The organism is Lacticaseibacillus casei DSM 20011 = JCM 1134 = ATCC 393 (assembly GCF_000829055.1).
GTDB classification, from domain to species: Bacteria; Bacillota; Bacilli; order Lactobacillales; family Lactobacillaceae; genus Lacticaseibacillus; species Lacticaseibacillus casei.
On record NZ_AP012544.1, the window covers coordinates 954,628 to 973,007 of the forward strand.

Annotated in this window: 13 protein-coding genes; 11 read left to right on the forward strand and 2 right to left on the reverse strand. The window is 48.6% G+C overall.

The window, feature by feature from the left end; all coding sequences use genetic code 11:
• Positions 1 to 789, reverse strand: a complete 789-nt coding sequence (locus LBCZ_RS04920; RefSeq protein WP_025012940.1) for an SGNH/GDSL hydrolase family protein — start codon at positions 787 to 789, stop codon at positions 1 to 3.
• A 254-nt stretch (positions 790 to 1,043) separates the two neighbouring features.
• Between LBCZ_RS04920 and pcrA the strand changes: the two genes are divergently transcribed.
• From pcrA to LBCZ_RS04975, 11 genes are all read left to right on the forward strand, one after another.
• Positions 1,044 to 3,296 carry a DNA helicase PcrA gene (pcrA, locus tag LBCZ_RS04925; protein WP_025012941.1) on the forward strand — a complete coding sequence of 751 codons (2,253 nt, stop codon included), beginning with the start codon at positions 1,044 to 1,046 and terminating at the stop codon, positions 3,294 to 3,296.
• A gap of 45 nt (positions 3,297 to 3,341) precedes the next feature.
• Entirely contained in the window at positions 3,342 to 5,366 is a 2,025-nt protein-coding gene (gene ligA / locus LBCZ_RS04930) for an NAD-dependent DNA ligase LigA (RefSeq protein ID WP_039638883.1), read from the forward strand.
• A gap of 12 nt (positions 5,367 to 5,378) precedes the next feature.
• Positions 5,379 to 6,530 carry a CamS family sex pheromone protein gene (locus tag LBCZ_RS04935; RefSeq protein WP_025012942.1) on the forward strand — a complete coding sequence of 384 codons (1,152 nt, stop codon included), beginning with the start codon at positions 5,379 to 5,381 and terminating at the stop codon, positions 6,528 to 6,530.
• A gap of 52 nt (positions 6,531 to 6,582) precedes the next feature.
• Positions 6,583 to 6,879, forward strand: a complete 297-nt coding sequence (gene gatC / locus LBCZ_RS04940) for an Asp-tRNA(Asn)/Glu-tRNA(Gln) amidotransferase subunit GatC (protein ID WP_010489145.1) — start codon at positions 6,583 to 6,585, stop codon at positions 6,877 to 6,879.
• A gap of 3 nt (positions 6,880 to 6,882) precedes the next feature.
• On the forward strand, positions 6,883 to 8,337 hold the full coding sequence (gene gatA, locus LBCZ_RS04945; protein WP_025012943.1) for an Asp-tRNA(Asn)/Glu-tRNA(Gln) amidotransferase subunit GatA: 1,455 nt from the start codon (positions 6,883 to 6,885) through the stop codon (positions 8,335 to 8,337).
• A 1-nt stretch (position 8,338) separates the two neighbouring features.
• Positions 8,339 to 9,769 carry an Asp-tRNA(Asn)/Glu-tRNA(Gln) amidotransferase subunit GatB gene (gene gatB / locus LBCZ_RS04950; protein WP_025012944.1) on the forward strand — a complete coding sequence of 477 codons (1,431 nt, stop codon included), beginning with the start codon at positions 8,339 to 8,341 and terminating at the stop codon, positions 9,767 to 9,769.
• 214 nt (positions 9,770 to 9,983) lie between these two features.
• Entirely contained in the window at positions 9,984 to 11,018 is a 1,035-nt protein-coding gene (locus LBCZ_RS04955; RefSeq protein WP_025012945.1) for a diacylglycerol kinase, read from the forward strand.
• On the forward strand, positions 11,011 to 12,381 hold the full coding sequence (gene rlmD, locus LBCZ_RS04960) for a 23S rRNA (uracil(1939)-C(5))-methyltransferase RlmD (RefSeq protein ID WP_318530836.1): 1,371 nt from the start codon (positions 11,011 to 11,013) through the stop codon (positions 12,379 to 12,381). The genes LBCZ_RS04955 and rlmD overlap by 8 nt, the downstream gene beginning before the upstream one ends.
• Before the next feature lie 451 nt (positions 12,382 to 12,832).
• A complete protein-coding gene (locus tag LBCZ_RS04965) occupies positions 12,833 to 14,884 on the forward strand; it encodes a glycoside hydrolase family 3 N-terminal domain-containing protein (protein ID WP_025012946.1) in 2,052 nt (683 codons plus the stop codon).
• A gap of 377 nt (positions 14,885 to 15,261) precedes the next feature.
• Positions 15,262 to 16,485, forward strand: a complete 1,224-nt coding sequence (locus LBCZ_RS04970) for an MDR family MFS transporter (RefSeq protein ID WP_191995894.1) — start codon at positions 15,262 to 15,264, stop codon at positions 16,483 to 16,485.
• A 104-nt stretch (positions 16,486 to 16,589) separates the two neighbouring features.
• Positions 16,590 to 17,405, forward strand: coding sequence for a Cof-type HAD-IIB family hydrolase (locus tag LBCZ_RS04975; RefSeq protein WP_025012948.1), 816 nt, complete (start codon positions 16,590 to 16,592; stop codon positions 17,403 to 17,405).
• Positions 17,406 to 17,476: 71 nt separating this feature from the next.
• Here LBCZ_RS04975 and LBCZ_RS04980 read toward each other — a convergent pair whose 3' ends face one another.
• Entirely contained in the window at positions 17,477 to 18,352 is an 876-nt protein-coding gene (locus tag LBCZ_RS04980) for a PPK2 family polyphosphate kinase (protein ID WP_025012949.1), read from the reverse strand.
• Positions 18,353 to 18,380 lie beyond the last annotated feature (28 nt).

Below are 18,380 nucleotides of genomic sequence, written 5' to 3' on the forward strand. Positions count from 1 at the left end.
TCATTCCTCCAAAGTTTTGATGAGTAGGGCAGCGATTTGATCATGCCCCTTTTGATTAGGATGAAACGTGTCGCGCGGACCATTAGCCGCAAAGTCGGGAATGGCGGTGCCAGCCGGGCCGGTTACATCATCATGGCCTTGCCAGATCGTCGCCAAGTCAGCCACCGGCACATGGTGAGAACGGCCGATCTCTTTGACAACAGCGTCAAATTGCAAATCCGCGGCGGCATACGGCCCGTTGTTCGGCGACCAAGTTGTCATGAGGATCAATTGGGCGGTGGTCTTTTCTTGCAGCGTTGTCACAATGGTTGTGAGGGCTTGGCGGTAAGCACTGAGCGCTGAGGTGGACGCGCCTCCCACAGCATCATTGGTGCCAAACTCGATCGTCACTACGTCCGGCTGCTGCGCCACTAAGCTTGACAACGCCGGGACGCCGAGATTCGTGGCAGTTTTACCGACTTCGGCAATGCCTGCCTCAGTAACGGTTTTGCCGGTTAATTGCCCCAACTGCTGAGCAAAAAGCGAAGTGAAGCGACTGGCTTTTTTATCTGCAAAAAGCCCGACAGAAAGGCTGTCGCCAAAAGGTGCATAAACCAATGTATCTTTTGAGCGAGCCTTCAATTTAGCTAACGGCGTCTTTGGTACCGATGATGCCTTCTGTGAAGCACTTACTTGGCGCGAACTTGCGGATGTCGATGCGCGACTGGATTTAGTTGCATGCCGTTGAACACCGCAACCGGCGGCCAACAGTAATAATAAAAGTCCCAACCCCACCCAAACTTTTTTCATAGAACCACCTTTTTTGAATCACTGTTTCTCTGACTGCTTTCTTTAAGTGTATCAGAGTGACCTGTCAACGCAATGAATATGCAATAACAACGAATGACGGAAATTTCAGGACAAGCGAGAATCTAAAGTAAGCATTAAATACCGCCTGTTTTGGCTGATATCGTATCTTGCCGGCACTCACGCTTAGGCCCAAAGTTTGGTACAATAGGTCAAGGAATTTTTCACTTGGTTTTTCTGAAAGGACGATTCGTTAAATGGTAATGGATGCCGCATTAAAGGGTATGAACGATAAGCAGGCTGAGGCAGTACTGGCCACCGAAGGACCGGTTTTAATTATGGCAGGTGCCGGCTCCGGCAAGACCCGGGTGTTAACGCACCGGATTGCTTATTTGGTAGAAGAAAAAAACGTTAATCCATGGAACATCCTTGCCATCACCTTCACGAATAAAGCGGCTCGTGAGATGCGTGAACGGGTAGGGAAACTCGTTGATCCCGAAATTGCCCGGGATATCTGGGTCTCGACCTTCCATGCACTTTGCGTCCGAATTTTACGGCGAGATATCGACAAACTTGGCTATAATCGCGCCTTTACAATTGCCGATCCAGCTGAACAGCTGACGTTGGTTAAACACATTCTGGCGGATTTCAATTTGGATCCCAAACGCTACGACCCCAAGTCAATCCTGGGGGCCATTTCGAATGCCAAAAATGATTTGATCGATCCGCAGACGTATGCAGACGAACAGGCTAATAGTCCCTTTACCAAAATTGTCGCGGAAGTTTATGCGGAGTATCAAAAACGGCTCCGTAGCGATCAGGCGTTGGATTTTGACGATCTGATCATGCAAACCATCGTGTTATTTGAAAAGGACAAAGAGACACTGGCGTTTTATCAACGTAAGTTCCGTTATATTCACGTTGATGAGTATCAGGATACGAACGAGGCCCAGTATCGACTCGTGCACATGCTGGCAGAAGGTTACCACAATCTTTGCGTTGTCGGGGATGCGGATCAGAGCATTTACGGCTGGCGTGGTGCCAACATGCAGAACATTTTGGATTTTAAAAAGGATTTCCCTAAGGCCCGTGTGATTTTACTTGAGCAGAATTATCGCTCCACGAAGACCATTTTAAGTGCGGCCAATGACGTGATTAAGAATAATCTGAATCGGCAGGTGAAGACGTTGTGGACCGAGAATGGCAAAGGTGACAAAATCACGTATTATCGCGCCCAAAGTGAAACTGACGAGGCGATTTTCGTCATTCGACGTATCGAAGAAGAAATGGCCGAGCATCATCGCCACTATGGTGATTTTGCGATTTTGTATCGAACAAATGCCCAGTCGCGTGCGATTGAAGAAGCATTCGTCAAGTCCAATATTCCTTACAAAATGGTAGGCGGCCACAAATTCTACGATCGTAAGGAAATTCGGGATGCGCTTGCGTATTTTCGTTTAGTTGTCAATCCTGCAGATGATATGAGCTTCACGCGGATTGTTAACGAACCTAAGCGTGGCATTGGCAATACCAGTGTCGAAAAGCTGGAAGCATTTGCCAGCCAGCACGGGTGGTCGTTGTTGGAAGCAGCAGCCAATGCCGAACTCAGTCCCATTTCTGGCAAAGCGCGCGGTAATCTGGCGAAGTTTGGCAAAATGATTCAGGAACTCGGCACCCGCCGCAAAGATTTGAATGTTACGGACATGATGCAGGCTATTCTGGATGAAAGTGGCTATCTGGATGCGTTGCGGGCAGCACACACGATGGAAGCCGATACTCGGATTGAAAACCTTGAAGAACTGCTATCGGTGACGCAAGGATTTGACGAACGCTATCAGCCGGAAAATGAGGACAGCGATATTTTCGTCGACTTTCTGGCTGAGTTGGCGCTGCTGTCGGATCAGGACGAAGTAGAAGAAGATGCCCAGGAAGTTACCTTAATGACGTTGCATGCGGCTAAAGGACTGGAATTTCCGGTTGTCTTTTTGGTTGGCATGGAAGAAGGACTCTTCCCGCTGAGTCGGGCGGCTATGGACGAAGGCGAGCTTGAGGAAGAGCGGCGTCTCGCATACGTCGGCATCACGCGCGCCAAGCAGAAGCTGTATCTGTCCAATGCCTATGCCCGAATGCTATACGGCCAGCGACAAAATAATCCGGCTAGTCGTTTTATTGAAGAAATCGATCCGGACTTGCTTGAAGTCGTTGGCGGCAATCAGCCGAAAAGCGATATTCCGTTTATTAACCGGACCGATCGGGCATTTAGTTCGCCGTATAGCCGCCATGCCGAGACCGCCGCAACGCCGGTGACGGTTAAACCGGTACCGACAACCGGCGCAGGGAAAACCAGTTGGGAAGCTGGCGACAAGGTGACGCATCGTAAGTGGGGAACGGGTACCGTCGTCAAGGTCACCGGAACGGGCGATGATCAAGAATTGGACATTGCCTTTAAAGCGATGGGCATCAAGCGGTTGCTAGCCGCGTTTGCCCCGATCAAGAAAATTGAATCTTAATGATAGGCTCGTGAGGATGAAGTATGGTGTTCAAGGAGGCTCGCCGTGTTAACAAAACCAGCTGCTCAATTTACGCTTGAAGAAGCCGAGGCGGAAGTCGCCAAGCTGCGCAAGCAATTAAATCAATGGCGTCTGGAGTATTACACCAAAGACGCACCGACCGTAACGGATAATGTTTATGACGATCATTATCGTGACTTGCAGGCGTTAGAAGCGGCATTTCCTAAACTGGTCACCCCCGATTCGCCGACGCAACAGGTTGGCGATGTGATCAACTCGGATTTTGCCAAAGTTCAGCATCCGATCCCTATGTTGTCGATGGGCGATGTCTTTTCATTTGAAGAACTTAGCGAATGGGATGCGCGCATGCAGGCTAATGTTGGGCATCCGGTTGATTACAATGTGGAGTTAAAAATCGACGGACTTGCCTTATCGCTTATTTATGAAGATGGCAAATTGGTCCAAGGTTCGACGCGCGGCGATGGTAACATTGGCGAAGATGTGACCAAGAATGTGTTGACCATCGACTCGGTGCCGAAAACCCTGAAGGAGCCGTTGTCACTCGAAGTACGCGGTGAATGCTATATGCCTAAAGCGGCGTTTGCCAAATTGAATGCCCGGCAGGAAACTGAAGGCAATCCGCCATTCGCCAATCCGCGTAATGCGGCCGCGGGCTCCTTGCGTCAGCTGAATCCGCGCGTCACGGCCGGTCGGGAACTGGACACGTTCATTTACACGTTGATTGATCCTGAACGGTTTAACGTGAAAACGCAACATGAAGCGATTGCGTTTATGCATGACTTGGGCTTTACCACCAATCCCAGTTCAGAAGTTGCCAGTGATATGCAGGCGATTGATGCGTACATTACTAAGTACACAAGCGATCGCGATGCGTTGCCGTACGGAATTGACGGGATTGTTTTAAAGGTCAATGATTTGGCGCTGCAAGCCCAGTTAGGTAATACCGTTAAAGTGCCGCGGTGGGAAATTGCGTATAAGTTTCCGCCTGAAGAAGCCGAGACAGTGATCCATGAAATCGTCTGGACAGTCGGTCGAACCGGTGTTGTCACGCCAACCGCGGTGATGGATCCGGTTCAACTTGCGGGGACGACGGTTTCGCGGGCAACCCTGCACAATGCGGACATGATTCATGATAAAGATATCCGGATTGGCGATACGGTCATGCTGCATAAAGCTGGCGACATTATTCCGGAAGTTTCGCGGGTGCTGGTTGCCAAACGCCCGGCGAATACGCCACCGACACCAATTCCGGAAAAATGTCCGTCGTGCGGTCAGAAACTAGTGCACCTCGATGATGAAGTGGCGTTGCGGTGCATTAATCCGATGTGTCCGGCACAAATGCAGGAGCAGCTGACGCATTTTGCTTCGCGTAACGCCATGAACATTGACGGGTTGGGTCCTAAAATCATTGCGCAGCTGCAGGCCAAACACCTGGTGCGGGATGTCGCCGATCTCTACCGCCTGACTGCAACCGATCTGGCTCAGCTGGACAAATTCAAAGAAAAATCAATTAATAATTTATTAAGTGCGATTCATAACAGTCGGCAAAATTCCGTGGAACGCCTAATCTTTGGATTGGGGATTCGTCACGTTGGCGGGAAAGCCGCGCGAATTCTTGCGGAACATTTTGGCGACTTGGATCACCTGATGGCTGCCAGTCAGGAAGACATTGCGGAGATTCCTAATATTGGGCCGACTATTGCCGAAGCCGTTGTGACCTATTTCAAGACTGATACGGTACGAAAGCTGATCGATCAATTGCGTTCTGCAGGAGTCAACCTACGTTATACCGGTCCGACGCAGTCCGCGGTAAAAGATAGCTTTGTTTCCGGGAAAACCGTGGTCATCACAGGTAAATTTGCAGAGTTTTCCCGCCCGGATCTGACGAAACAGCTTGAAAAATTAGGCGCCAAAGTTACCGGATCGGTTTCAAAGAAAACGGATTTGGTGATTGTCGGTGAAGCAGCTGGCAGTAAGCTGACGAAAGCCCAGAAATTAAATGTTCCGACGATGGATGAAACAGAATTGTTGGCGAACTTGAAGAATTGAGGAACTTCATCAATGAAGAAATTTTTGACGTTAACCTTACTGACCGGTGCGATTATGCTGCTAGCAGCGTGTGGCAAGTTGAATCTAGACAGTAATAGCAGCAGTACAGGCGGCACTAAAACAGGAAGCTACCAGACAACGGGGACAGTTGATAACAGTATGTATCAAGGGGTTATCAAGAACGGCCGTTATCAGACGAGCAGTGCACGTGGTTTGACGCTGCAGCAAAATGACCAAGGCGACAACACCTTCAATATCAAGAGTATGGAAAGTGGCTTGCAGACGTTAGCCAAGAACCAGTTCCCGACTGATAAGTATTCTTTTGAAGAAGGGCAGCTCTTAAGCACCGCCACCGCCAGAAGTTGGCTGAAACGTGAATCAAAATCCAATGCTGAAGGCCTAAATCCGCCTGATAATGGGAAAAAGGATCCTGATACCCGTAATCCCATTTACTTGCAGCAAATTTTGGAGCAGGATTTCATGCTGCAGGATGGCAATAGCATGAAGTTAGGCGGGATTGCGATTGCGTTAGGCATGAACAAGGTCGACTATTATACCAAGACGGAATATGGCGCCCAATATCAGACAGAAATCTCCGATGAAACCATCAAAAAGCAAGGCGAAGCGATTGCGGCAAAAGTCGTCGCCCGTTTACGCAAAATGGAAAAAGTGCCGGATGATATTCCAATTGTGGTCGGCATTTATAAAAATGCGGAACAGGATAGTCTGGTCGGCGGTGTTTATGTCGAACATGCCACCAGTAAAAACGGCACCGATATCGGTTCATGGAAGAAACTTAATCAGCAAAATGAGGTTTTGCCGGTAGTCGGCGATCACAAGGCGATTAACAGTACCGTTTCAAATGATTTTTCCAGTTTTACGAATCAGGTAAAAGGGTTCTTCCCGACATTGGCGGGGATTACCGCTCAGGCACATTATGAAGATGGCAACCTAGCTGGCCTGAATATCACCGTTAATACCCAGTTCTATGGGTTGACCGAAATTCAGAGCTTTACCCAGTATATTTCAACTGCTGCCAGCAAATACCTTCCTTCAGGCGTGCCGATTGAAATTACCATTCAAAGTACCCAAGGCATCCAGGCGTTTGTTTCGCGCAGTTCCGGTGACAAAGGCTTTTATACTCATGTATTTGGGAGTTATTGAGGCAATCTTATGGTAAACTACGAATGAAAAAGAAAATGAAAGCGGGGATTGCATGATTTCAAAAGACAGTGTTGCGCATGTGGCCGGTCTGGCTAAGCTGCAATTTTCTGAAGCTGATTTGGAGAAGTACACCGATCAGCTTGCGGAGATTCTGGATATGGTCGAACAGTTGGAGCAGGTTTCGACCAAAGATGTACCGGTCACCACGCAAAGTATTCATCTGGCGAACGTAATGCGTCCGGATGTTGCCAAGCCAGCGGAACCGGTTGCCGAATTGCTCAAGAATGTTCCGACCAAGAAGGGTACCTTGATCCAAGTGCCGGCGATTATTGATAAGGAGGACGATTAACGCGTGGATTACTTTAAGACCAGTCTCGATCAGCTTCATGAACAGTTGCGTACTGGTAAGTTAACCAGTCAGCAATTAGTTGACGAGACATTAGCCGGCATTGACAAAATCGACCCGGATGTTGCGGCTTTTCTTGCCATCAATGCAGATGGAGCCAAAAAGCAGGCAGCTGCTGTGGATGCTGCCGGAATTGATGCAGACCAACCGTTATCCGGGGTCCCGATTGCCATCAAAGACAACATCGTGACCAAGGGTGTGGCGACAACTGCAGCCTCCAAGATTCTGGCTAACTTTAATCCGATCTATAATGCAACCGTTGTCGAAAAACTCGCAGCAGCAGGTGCGATCAATGTTGGAAAAACCAATCTGGACGAGTTTGCGATGGGCTCTTCAACCGAAAACTCGGCTTTTAAGACAACCAAAAATGCGTGGGATTATACGCGCGTTCCGGGTGGTTCTTCAGGCGGTTCCGCGGCTGCTGTTGCTGCTGGAGAAGTGGTTGCTGCTTTGGGTAGTGATACCGGTGGCTCGATTCGTCAACCGGCCGCTTTTAACGGGATTGTCGGGTTCAAGCCGACATACGGCCGGGTTTCCCGGTGGGGGCTTATTGCCTTCAGCTCAAGCCTTGATCAAATTGGGACGCTGACTCGTAACGTTAAAGACGCGGCGCAGGTTCTGAATGTGATTGCCGGCCACGACGAACGGGATAGTACGACCGCTGACACGCCGGTTCCTGACTATACCGAAAAGATTGGCCAGGCGATCAAAGGTATGAAGATTGCACTGCCTAAGGAATACTTAGGTAAAGGGGTCGATCCGGCAGTTGCTGACAAGATTAAAGCGGCGGCCAAACAGCTTGAAGACTTGGGCGCCACGGTGACGGAAGTTTCACTGCCGCACACCCAATACGCTGTCCCAGCTTATTACATCATCGCCAGTTCTGAAGCTAGTTCGAACTTGCAGCGATTTGACGGGATTCGTTATGGGTTCCGCGCCAAGGACGTCCACAATATCGAAGACGTTTATGTTCGTTCCCGTTCCGAAGGCTTTGGACCAGAAGTTAAACGGCGGATTATGCTGGGCACCTTTAGTCTGTCTGCAGGCTTTTACGATGCCTACTTCAAAAAAGCCGGTCAGGTACGAACCTTGATCACACGCGACTTTGAAAAAGTCTTCAACGATTATGATTTAATCATTGGGCCAACGACGCCAACGGTTGCCTTTAAGATTGGCGAAAAAGTTACCGATCCGGTCACGATGTACATGAATGATATTTTGACAATCCCGATTAATTTAGCCGGGTTACCGGCGGCCTCCGTACCGGCAGGCTTTGTTGATGGGATGCCGGTTGGGTTGCAACTCATTGGCAAGCCTTTTGCCGAAAGCACGATCTTCCAAGTTGCCGCAGCTTTTGAAGCGCAAAACGACTACTTAGCACAGATCCCGGGAGGCAAATAAGATGAATTTTGAAACGACAATCGGGCTTGAAGTCCACGTTGAATTAAAAACTAAGTCAAAAATGTTCTCGCCAGCACCGGTGACTTATGGTCAGGAACCTAATACCGAAACCAATGTCATTGATTGGGGCTTCCCAGGCGTCTTGCCGAGTATTAACCGCGGCGCTTACCAACTTGGCATTATGGTCGCCTTAGCATTGCACGCGGATGTGACCCGCGAGACTCATTTTGATCGAAAGAACTATTTTTATCCGGATAACCCAAAAGCATATCAGATTACCCAAAGTGAGAAACCGCTTGGGACAAACGGTTGGGTTGAGATTGAGGTCAACGGCAAGAAGAAAAAAGTCGGCATTGCGGAACTGCACGTTGAAGAAGATGCCGGTAAAAACCAGCACGAAGATGACGGCTATTCCTATGTTGACTTGAACCGGCAAGGCACACCACTGGTCGAAATCGTCTCTAAGCCGGATATCACCAGTCCGGAAGAAGCGTATGCCTATCTTGAAACGCTTCGCCAGATTGTGCAGTTTACCGGTGCATCCGATGTTAAAATGGAAGAAGGCTCCATGCGTGTCGACACCAACCTTTCCATTCGGCCAATCGGGCAAAAATATCTTGGCACTAAAACCGAAATCAAGAACCTGAACTCCTTTGTTCATGTTCGCGATGGGCTGGCATTTGAAGAAAAGCGCCAGCAGTCGGTGTTGCTTAGTGGTGGTGAAGTGCGTCAGGAAACCCGGCGTTGGGATCCGGATGCAAAAGAGACCATTTTGATGCGGGTCAAAGAAGGCGCCGATGATTATCGGTACTTCCCGGAACCGGATTTACCACCTGTCACGGTATCACAACAGTGGATTGACGAGGTTCAGGCATCGTTGCCGCGACCACCGGCAGAACGACGTGAGCATTACATCCAAGACTGGGGCATTCCAGCATATGATGCCGGCGTTTTGACTCAGACCAAGGAAATGTCAGACTTCTTTGAAGCCACCGTGGCGCAAGGCGCTGATGCCAAGCAGGTGTCCAACTGGCTGATGGGCGAAGTTTCTGGCTACTTGAACGCCAAGCACATGGAATTAGGCCAAGTTGCGCTGACTCCGGAGCATTTGGCAGGGATGATCAAGTTAATCGGTGACGGTACGATTTCCAGCAAGATGGCTAAGAAAGTCTTCAAAGAAATTATCCAACATGATAACGATCCTGATCATTGGGTTCGCGAAAAAGGCTTGATTCAACTGTCTGATCCGGCTAAACTAACCCCGATTATCACAGCAGTGTTGGATGATAACCAGCAAAGTATTGATGACTTTAAAGCTGGTAAGGACCGGGCAATTGGCTTTCTTGTGGGTCAGATCATGAAGCAAACGCATGGTCAGGCCAATCCTAAAGTCGTCAACCAAATTCTGATGGCAGAGATCAAGAAGCGCTAATTCGTTTCAGTACTTGTGAACCATTAGCAAGTAAGCATACAATTGGTAAAGATTGACGGCGGTCCGGAGTGAGTCACGGGGCCGCCGTTTTTCCGGTTTAGGCTAAGCTAAAAAAATTTTTGCCAGATTTGGACATGTACCAACCGAATAAAGAGAACCCACAAGTTCGCAGCATTGCGCGTTAACTTGTGCACTGAAGGAGAGTCAATAAGCCATGAGAAAACGAGCGCGTTTGATTTACAACCCTACCTCCGGCAACGAAGGGCTAAAGCGTTTCGTTCCTGACATTTTAGATATCATGGAGCAAGCAGGTTATGAAAGCTCGACGTTTCAGACAACGCCGAAGCCTTTTTCTGCTCGCGAAGAAGCAAAACGCGCCACGGAAGCCGGTTTTGAACTGATTGTCGCGGCCGGTGGTGATGGGACGATTAATGAAGTTGTCAATGGCATCGCTCCAGCCAAGAAACGACCAAAGATGGCGATCATTCCTGCTGGTACCACCAATGACTATGCGCGGGCACTGCGGATTTCCCGGGATGACCCGGTTGAAGCAGCGCGGGTGATTTTAAAGGGGCAGACCCTGGCGATGGACATTGGTCAGGCAAACCATCATTACTTCATGAATATCGCGGCAGGCGGCTTATTAAGTGAGCTCACCTACTCAGTGCCGTCTGAAGTTAAATCGATTTTTGGCTATTTTGCTTATGTGATCAAAGGAGCGGAAATGCTGCCGGCTGTTCGGACGATGCCGATGAAGCTGGAGTATGATGGCGGCGTTTATGACGGTCCGGCCAGCATGTTCTTTCTTGGTTTGACAAATTCGGTTGGCGGCTTTGAACAGATTGTGCCTGACGCTGCTTTGGGTGACGGTAAATTTTCCCTGATTATCATCAAAACGGCGAATACGGCGAATTTACTGAAGCTGATGGCGTTGGTGTTTAACGGCGGGCGGCATGTCGACGACCCGAACATTGTTTATACCAAGACCAGAAAACTGAAAGTCAAAACCGGTGGTAATGAGACGCTTAAAATCAACTTAGATGGTGAATATGGCGGCGATGCACCGATGACATTTGTTAATTTGAAGCAACATATTGCGATGTATGCTAATCTGGATGAAATCCCGACCAAGAATCTTGGGACGGATGCGCAGAAGCAAAAGGATTACATGGCAGAAGTCGAATCGATCTCGCATCGTGATATTGATGGTGATGGTCAAATCGGCTCACAAGATGAAAAGGATGACTAATTTGGCCCAACCAGCTGTTACCAAGAATCAGGATCTGGAAGTTACCATTCAGGATCTCACTTATGAAGGCATGGGCGTCGCAAAAGTCGCTGGATTTCCACTGTTTATCGAGGATGCTTTACCTGGCGAAAAAATGCAGGTGCACGTGCTGAAAGTTCAAAAACAATATGGCTTTGCCAAGGTGACCAAACGCCTAACGGACTCACCGGATCGGGTCGCGGGCGCAGACGGTGCTTATATTCGCACAGGGATTGCGCCACTGTCGATTTTGGCTTATCCGGCGCAACTGAAGTTCAAACAGCGCCAAATCGAAGAGCTTTATAAAAAAGCCCACTTAGCGATTGATGTTTTGCCCACCATTGGCATGAAGCATCCGCTTGGTTACCGGAACAAGGCACAGGTACCAGTGCGTATGGTCAATGGTGAATTGCAAACCGGCTTCTATAAAAAACACAGCCATGATCTGGTACCAATTGAAGATTTTCTGATTCAGGATCCTAAAATTGATCACGCCATTGTGGTTGTTCGGGATCTTTTACGAAAGTATCAGGTTCCCGCGTATGACGAACGGACCAACCGCGGCGTTATTCGGAACATTATGGTTCGCCGTGGTCATGCGACGCACCAGATGATGATCGTTTTGGTATCGCGCACTTGGCAGGTGCCACACCTGAAAGATATTGTCGAAGAAATTACGTTGGCGTTGCCGGAAGTCACAAGCGTTGTGGTGAATTTAAACGATAAACGGACTAATGTCATCCTTGGCCGCAAGTCAAAAACGATTTATGGTCAGGATTATCTTTTGGATAAACTATTAGGCAGCGAATTTCAGATTTCGCCGGTTAGTTTTTACCAAGTGAATCCGGTTCAAACCGAAGTCCTTTATACCCAAGCAATTGAAGCGGCGGGATTGACTGGCAAAGAAACGGTCATTGATGCTTATTCCGGTATCGGCACCATTTCGCTCACCATGGCGCGTCATGCCAAACACGTTTATGGCGTTGAAGTGGTTGAATCAGCGGTGCGCGATGCTCAGGCAAATGCCGCGCGAAACCATATTAAAAATGTGACGTTTGAAGTTGGCAAGGCCGAAGATGTGATTCAGAAATGGAAAGACGCTGACTTGCCGGTAGACGCCCTGATGGTTGACCCGCCGCGTAAAGGTTTGGACAAGAGCTTCATTGATGCGGTGGGTTACATGAAGCCGCCGAAGATCGTTTACGTTTCTTGCAATCCCGCAACATTGGCGCGGGATTTGCAATTGTTGGCAGGATTCGGTTACACCGCCAAGCAAACGCAGCCGGTGGACATGTTTCCTCAGACGCAGCATATTGAGAGCATTACGGCTTTGACGCTCGATTAATTTCGGGTGTAAGGTTTTTTATAAAGTATTTAACGCATAAGTATTTGCGAAAGCCAATCTTAGTGACGAAAATCGTCAATCTGAGATTGGCTTTTTTAATAGTGATTGCCTTATCTTATCATTAAAAATTAAATAGTTCTAAATCAATTATTGCTTGACACCATCAGCAATGGCGCATACGCTTATACTGTCGTTAATGGCTGGTATTTGCAAACTAAATGGGAGGGGATAACAAAATATTAATAACGCTTCAACTTTCGGTATAGTAATAGAAATGACTAGGAATTGCTAGTTTCCGAAAAGAATGAGCCTGTGCTTAATGATTCTCTAGATAACCGGATTTAGTGCACTGTCAAGTCTACCAGTTATTAGCGCTTGGCAGTCATCTCACCTGATAAAGAATATGATGTTAAGTAGTTGTTGGGAGATTTGTGGAAGGAGAAGGACTTTCATGAAGAAGTTTGGCAAACGGGTGGCGTCCATACTTGGATGTGGCGTCTTACTTTTAGGATCAATTGGTCTATCTTCAAGTGCTTCAGTCGCTCATGCTGCTGGTGACCAACCGATTAGCGACGCGGAACTGAACCAGTACATTTCCAAGATGTCGCTTGATGAGAAAATCGGGCAGATGTTTGTTTCCCGGACACCGCAAGACACAGCGCAGGCACGTGCCGATGTGGCGAAGTATCATCTCGGCAGCTTAATCGTTTACGGTGCTGATTTCACAAGTGTCGAAGGATCAACACCGGAAGCGGCACAAACAGCTTTTAAGAATAAACTGCAGAGTTTTCAAGACAGTGCCAAGTTACCGTTACTGATCGGCGTTGACCAAGAAGGCGGCAGTGTTTCCCGATTGAGTCAGAACCCGTTGATTGCAAATGGGCGCGCTTTTCCGTCACCGCAAGCTTTATTCGCTGAAGGCGGCATGGCAAAAGTGACCCAGGAAGCGCAGCAGGTTGGTACGATACTTAAGAATTTAGGCATTAACTGGAATTATGCACCGGTCGCTGACAGCACGGCTGATACCGATAGTTTCATTTATCCACGCACGATCGGTCAGGATTATACGGCAACAGCAGATTATATTTCACAGGTTGTTCCTGCTTGGCAAAATACCGGCATTGCAGCGACCGTTAAGCATTTTCCGGGTTATGGTTCGGCAGTTGACACCCATACTGATTTTGCTGTTGTGACAAAATCGGAAGAAGCATTTGAAAAAGAGGATCTTCTGCCCTTTAAAGCAGGCATTGATGCTGGCGTTGATTCAATTATGATTGCCCATATTGTGATGCAATCCGTTGATCCGGTTTATCCGGCATCACTTTCCAAGAGCGTTGTTACTGACCTTCTGCGTGACAAACTTGGTTACAAAGGGTTGATTATTACTGATGCGCTGGGGATGGGCGCCATTACTAAATTTGCGGCCAGTCATAACAACGTTCCGGTCGACGTTCTGGCGGTCGCAGCTGGGAATGACTGCATCATGAATGATGATTATGCGACGGCCATTCCGCAGATTCACCAAGCCGTCACCAGTGGTCAGCTCTCGGAACAGGCGATCGATCAGCATGTTTTCCGGATTTTGTCATTGAAACGTAAGTTGGGACTTTTAACTGCCGCACAGCTTGAAACGAAACAGGTGCGGGTCGATAACGTGGCTTATGACCAAGCGAAAAAGACCGCAACTGTGTCGGGCACGGTTGTGGATAGTAACTGGCAAACCGGCGAGCCGCTGACGGTTAAAGACGATCAAGGACATGTTGTCGCTACGGCTGATGTCGGGGCCGGCGGTAAATTCAACTTCACGATTCCGTTAACAGCAAAGGCGCAGCAACTGACCCTGACGACCGGATTGCCGGGGATTGAAGATGCTCAGGTGACAATTGAACCGCTACAAGCCGCGAAAGTCGATAAAACCGCGCTTCAGTCACTTGTGAACCTGGGCGCCGCCTATGCCGCCAATGATTACACCAGCGATTCGTGGGGCAAATACCAAGTTGCGTTGACTGCGGCCAATCAGGTTTTGACGAACCAGGAGGCTACGCAAGCCGCGGTAGACCAAGCAGCGCAAACACTGCAGACAGCCATTACCGGGCTTGTTAAAGCTAATGTCAAAATCAATAAAGATGCTTTACAGCAACTGATTGACCAAGTCCTGGCATACGATGCTAAGCGATACACCACCAGTTCCTGGACAAAACTGGAAGCGGCATTAGCTGCGGCCAAACAGGTTTTTGCTGATAAAAATGCAACGCAACCCGTCATTGATCATGCGGTTCAAGTGCTAAAAGCGGCCGTAACCGGATTGGAAACTCAAGATAGCGGAGCCGGGCAGCAGAAGAAAGTGACCTTTACTGACAAAAAGTCGCCCAACAAAGTTCGCGGAGACAACAACGTGATGCCACGTGCAGGCGAAAAAGTGGTTAACGGACTTGTGATACTCGGTTTCGTGCTCATTTTGACAACTGCGGGCATGATTTGGTGGCGTAAAGCACGCGACTAAAACGATCAGGTAGCGCGCTTGCTTCTGACAAGTTGTTTGGAAGATATATTAACAAAAGAGACTGGTTCATAAAGCATAGTCACAATGAAAAAGTGAACATACTGCATGTTCACTTTTTGTTTCCACGGGATAATTCAGTGAGGTTATCTATATATGAGTGCCAAAGCGGAGCAATCGTAGGCCAGATGGGGCTCAAAGTCGTGCCCACCACTCTAGCTTCGCGGTCGCCAGCCCCGATCTGGCTGGAGATTGCGGAGTTTGGCACGGGAAGGAACTTAGTGCCTGAGATTTTTGGGCAAACCATGATAACCCCCTAAATATTTGCTCATTCGTGTTGCCATTTTCCGCTCGTTTCCATTATCATCAGTAGCAGTGACATGAAATGGGGGAGTATTGTGCAACATAAGACCTTGGCCATGAAGTGGTTGTTTTTGGGATCACTGACTACCAATACGGGTATTAGCCTGATTTGGCCGTTAACAACGATTTACATGCATGAATATTTGGGTGAGTCGCTGACTGTGGCTGGCATCGTTTTGTTTTTGAATTCGACGTTTATGGTTGTGGGCAATAGTCTCGGCGGCTGGCTGTTTGATCATTGGCAACCTTATGGCACCATTTTGGCCGGGATCGGCTTGAATCTTGGCGCAACCGCTTTGCTGATATTCTTTCATGGTTGGCCGGCCTATCCGTTGCTGTTAGTCATCTCCGGTTTAGGCAGCGGGGTGACAGCCACAGCCATTAATTCTTATGCGACGCGCATTCGGGACAAGCGCCCGAGTGTTGTGTTTAATGTGCTCTATTTTACGTCAAACCTTGGCCTTGTTATCGGTACTCTGATTGTCGGCTTTGTTTTACCTTATGGCATTGCCATGGTCTTTGCGTTGGCGGCCGGCTTATTTGCCATCTTTTTGGGGGTCGCACTCTGGCACTATCGCATTGAAAAGGTGACAATCACCACAGCCACCAAGCAAGTAGCTCAAGAAGGCCGGAATCCGGCGCGGCCACGTCTGGTGATGTTGATGGTGACGTTATTCGTAACATGGTTGATGTACGAACAGTGGCAAAGTAACATTTCTGCCTTTATGCTAAGTGAAGGGCTCACGATTAAGGATTACAGTTTCTTATGGACCATCAACGCGTTATTGATTGTGTTGTTCCAACCGATTTTGACAGCATTTGATCGCTGGTTGTTGAAACATATTCGGTTACGCTTGGTCGTTGGCTTTATCTTGTTTGCCGGATCGTTTTTGATTTTATTGAACGGATCCGGTGCCTATCTGACGTTCATTATTGCGATGATCGTTTTGACGGTAGGAGAAGTTCTGGCGTTGCCGGCGGTTTCGACTTATGTGACGTTGTTTACGCCGCTTGTGCAACAAGGCCGTTATCAAGGGCTGATTCAGGGATTTGCCTCCGCAGGCCGGGCTTTGGGACCGTTGTTGGGTGCGATGATTATTGAGGGCACTAGCAGTTATCGCCTGCTCTTCATCAGTGCGACGGGGTTGATTCTTTTGGCGGCATTAGGCTTTGCCTTCACGGTTCGGGAGAGCATTCCTGCGCTGAATGATCCGTTACATCCAGCGGCGCATAGCAGATAGTGCTTGACAAGGTCAGTTGCCGCTTGAAATGATGAGGGTGCGATGTTTCCGGTTACCTTTTTGAAAATGTCCGATTCATCCTGATCGGGAAGGGAGATTTTTTCTTGCGCTATCGTTTGATTTTGAGTGATATTGATGGGACGTTGCTGAATTCGCAACATCAGCTGACGGCGGGGGTTAAGCAGGCAATTCAGGCTTATGTTGATGCGGGTGGGATTTTCGTCTTGGCGTCGGCACGCCCTCCGTTGGCGATGACTGCGCTGGCCCGCCAAATGGGATTGGCAGTGCCGCTGGTCAGTCTGAACGATGCTTTGATTGGCCAGCCAGAAGGTGAGCAATTTCGGATATTAGCGGCAACCTCATGGCCGGAAGGAGTTGGCCCCCGCGTCTATCACGCCTTATCGACGCTTCCTTTAAGCTTGAATGTATTCAGTGGCACGCACTGGTATGTTGCTGCTTTTGACAAATGGACCGATCAGGAAGCCGCAATCACTGATATAATGCCGACAACCGCACCGATACGGGACATGTTGCGTGATAACTTGTCGGTGCAGAAAATGCTATGCATGGGCGATCCGTCTATGGTGGATCGTGCCGAGAAAATCATTTTGGCGCATCCGGAATGGCAGCTGGTTGCCAGCCGCTCAAAGGCGACTTATCTGGAAATAGTGCGGCAAGGGGTTTCGAAAAGATCGGCTTTGCAAACCCTGAGCTCTCTGTACAACGTTCCGATACCGGAAACGATGGCGCTTGGCGATGGTGAAAACGATCTACCCATGCTGCAGGCCGCTGGGCTAGGAGTAACCTTAGCCAATGCCTTGCCACAAGTGTCAGCTGTCATTAAAACAGTTGTACCTGATAATGATCACGATGGCGCGGCGGTTGCGATTCAGCGATACGCCATGGGAGAAACGCAATAAAAATACCTTCAACTTCGGAAGTCATGAAGTTGAAGGTATTTTTGTTTAAAACAGTTTCAAATAAAATAAATCTAATCTTTCAAATCTGTCACGGCCTGAACCAGCCCTTGTTTTTGCGCTTCCGAGATGACCGGATACTTTAGCGGCAGGGCGGTCACTTCGCGATTGATAATCTGCGAAACGGCTAGGCGCGAGTACCATTTGTCATCAGACGGAATAATGTACCACGGATTTTTCTTGGTGGCAGTGTGCTGAATGGCTTCTTGGTAAGCCTTTTGATAGTCGTCCCAGTAGCGGCGCTCGCGAATATCGGCCAGTGAGAACTTCCAGTTTTTCTCCGGAATTTCGATGCGTTTAAGGAAGCGGCCTTTTTGCTCGGCTTTGGAAATGTGTAGGAAAAACTTTAAAAGTAGGATGCCGTTGCGGCGAGCGTATGCTTCAAGGGCCTTAATGTCATTGAATCGTTCTGTCCACAAGTCATCGTGCACATCAGAAACTGAATCGATGCCGGGGAGATTTTCTTTCAGCAGTAATTCCGGATGCACCCGATCGACGAGCACCTCTTCATATTGCGATCGATTGAAGACGGTTAATTCGCCGCCAGCCGGGAAGGCGTTGTGAATCCGCCACAAAAAATCATGGCTTAATTCCAATTCAGTAGGCACCTTAAACGATACCACCGTCGTGCCTTGGGGATTGATCCCAGACATCACGTGCTCAATCATGCTGTCTTTCCCGGCTGCATCCATCCCTTGAAAAATAATGAGAACGCTGTATTGCTTCTGCGCGGCTAGATGTTCTTGCACCTTCGACAATGTCTTGATGTTATGCTCGATATCTTCTTTGATTTTGTCCTTTTTGTTCTTAAATTCATCTGGTGGTGCCGTGGCGAATGCCTTAATGTCAAACGTGCCAGTTCCGTCGAAACGGTATTTTTCTAATGTCATTTAATCACCCTCACTATCTGCTTATTTT

What these genes read in the sequence shown, in the direction of transcription:
- LBCZ_RS04965 (WP_025012946.1), top strand. Translation starts at nt 12,833, where the DNA reads ATGAAGAAGTTTGGCAAACGGGTGGCGTCCATACTTGGATGTGGCGTC.
- gatB (WP_025012944.1), top strand. Translation starts at nt 8,339, where the DNA reads ATGAATTTTGAAACGACAATCGGGCTTGAAGTCCACGTTGAATTAAAA.
- pcrA (WP_025012941.1), top strand. Translation starts at nt 1,044, where the DNA reads ATGGTAATGGATGCCGCATTAAAGGGTATGAACGATAAGCAGGCTGAG.
- LBCZ_RS04935 (WP_025012942.1), top strand. Translation starts at nt 5,379, where the DNA reads ATGAAGAAATTTTTGACGTTAACCTTACTGACCGGTGCGATTATGCTG.
- LBCZ_RS04970 (WP_191995894.1), top strand. Translation starts at nt 15,262, where the DNA reads ATGAAATGGGGGAGTATTGTGCAACATAAGACCTTGGCCATGAAGTGG.
- LBCZ_RS04955 (WP_025012945.1), top strand. Translation starts at nt 9,984, where the DNA reads ATGAGAAAACGAGCGCGTTTGATTTACAACCCTACCTCCGGCAACGAA.
- LBCZ_RS04980 (WP_025012949.1), bottom strand. Translation starts at nt 18,352, where the DNA reads ATGACATTAGAAAAATACCGTTTCGACGGAACTGGCACGTTTGACATT.
- rlmD (WP_318530836.1), top strand. Translation starts at nt 11,011, where the DNA reads ATGACTAATTTGGCCCAACCAGCTGTTACCAAGAATCAGGATCTGGAA.
- gatC (WP_010489145.1), top strand. Translation starts at nt 6,583, where the DNA reads ATGATTTCAAAAGACAGTGTTGCGCATGTGGCCGGTCTGGCTAAGCTG.
- LBCZ_RS04920 (WP_025012940.1), bottom strand. Translation starts at nt 789, where the DNA reads ATGAAAAAAGTTTGGGTGGGGTTGGGACTTTTATTATTACTGTTGGCC.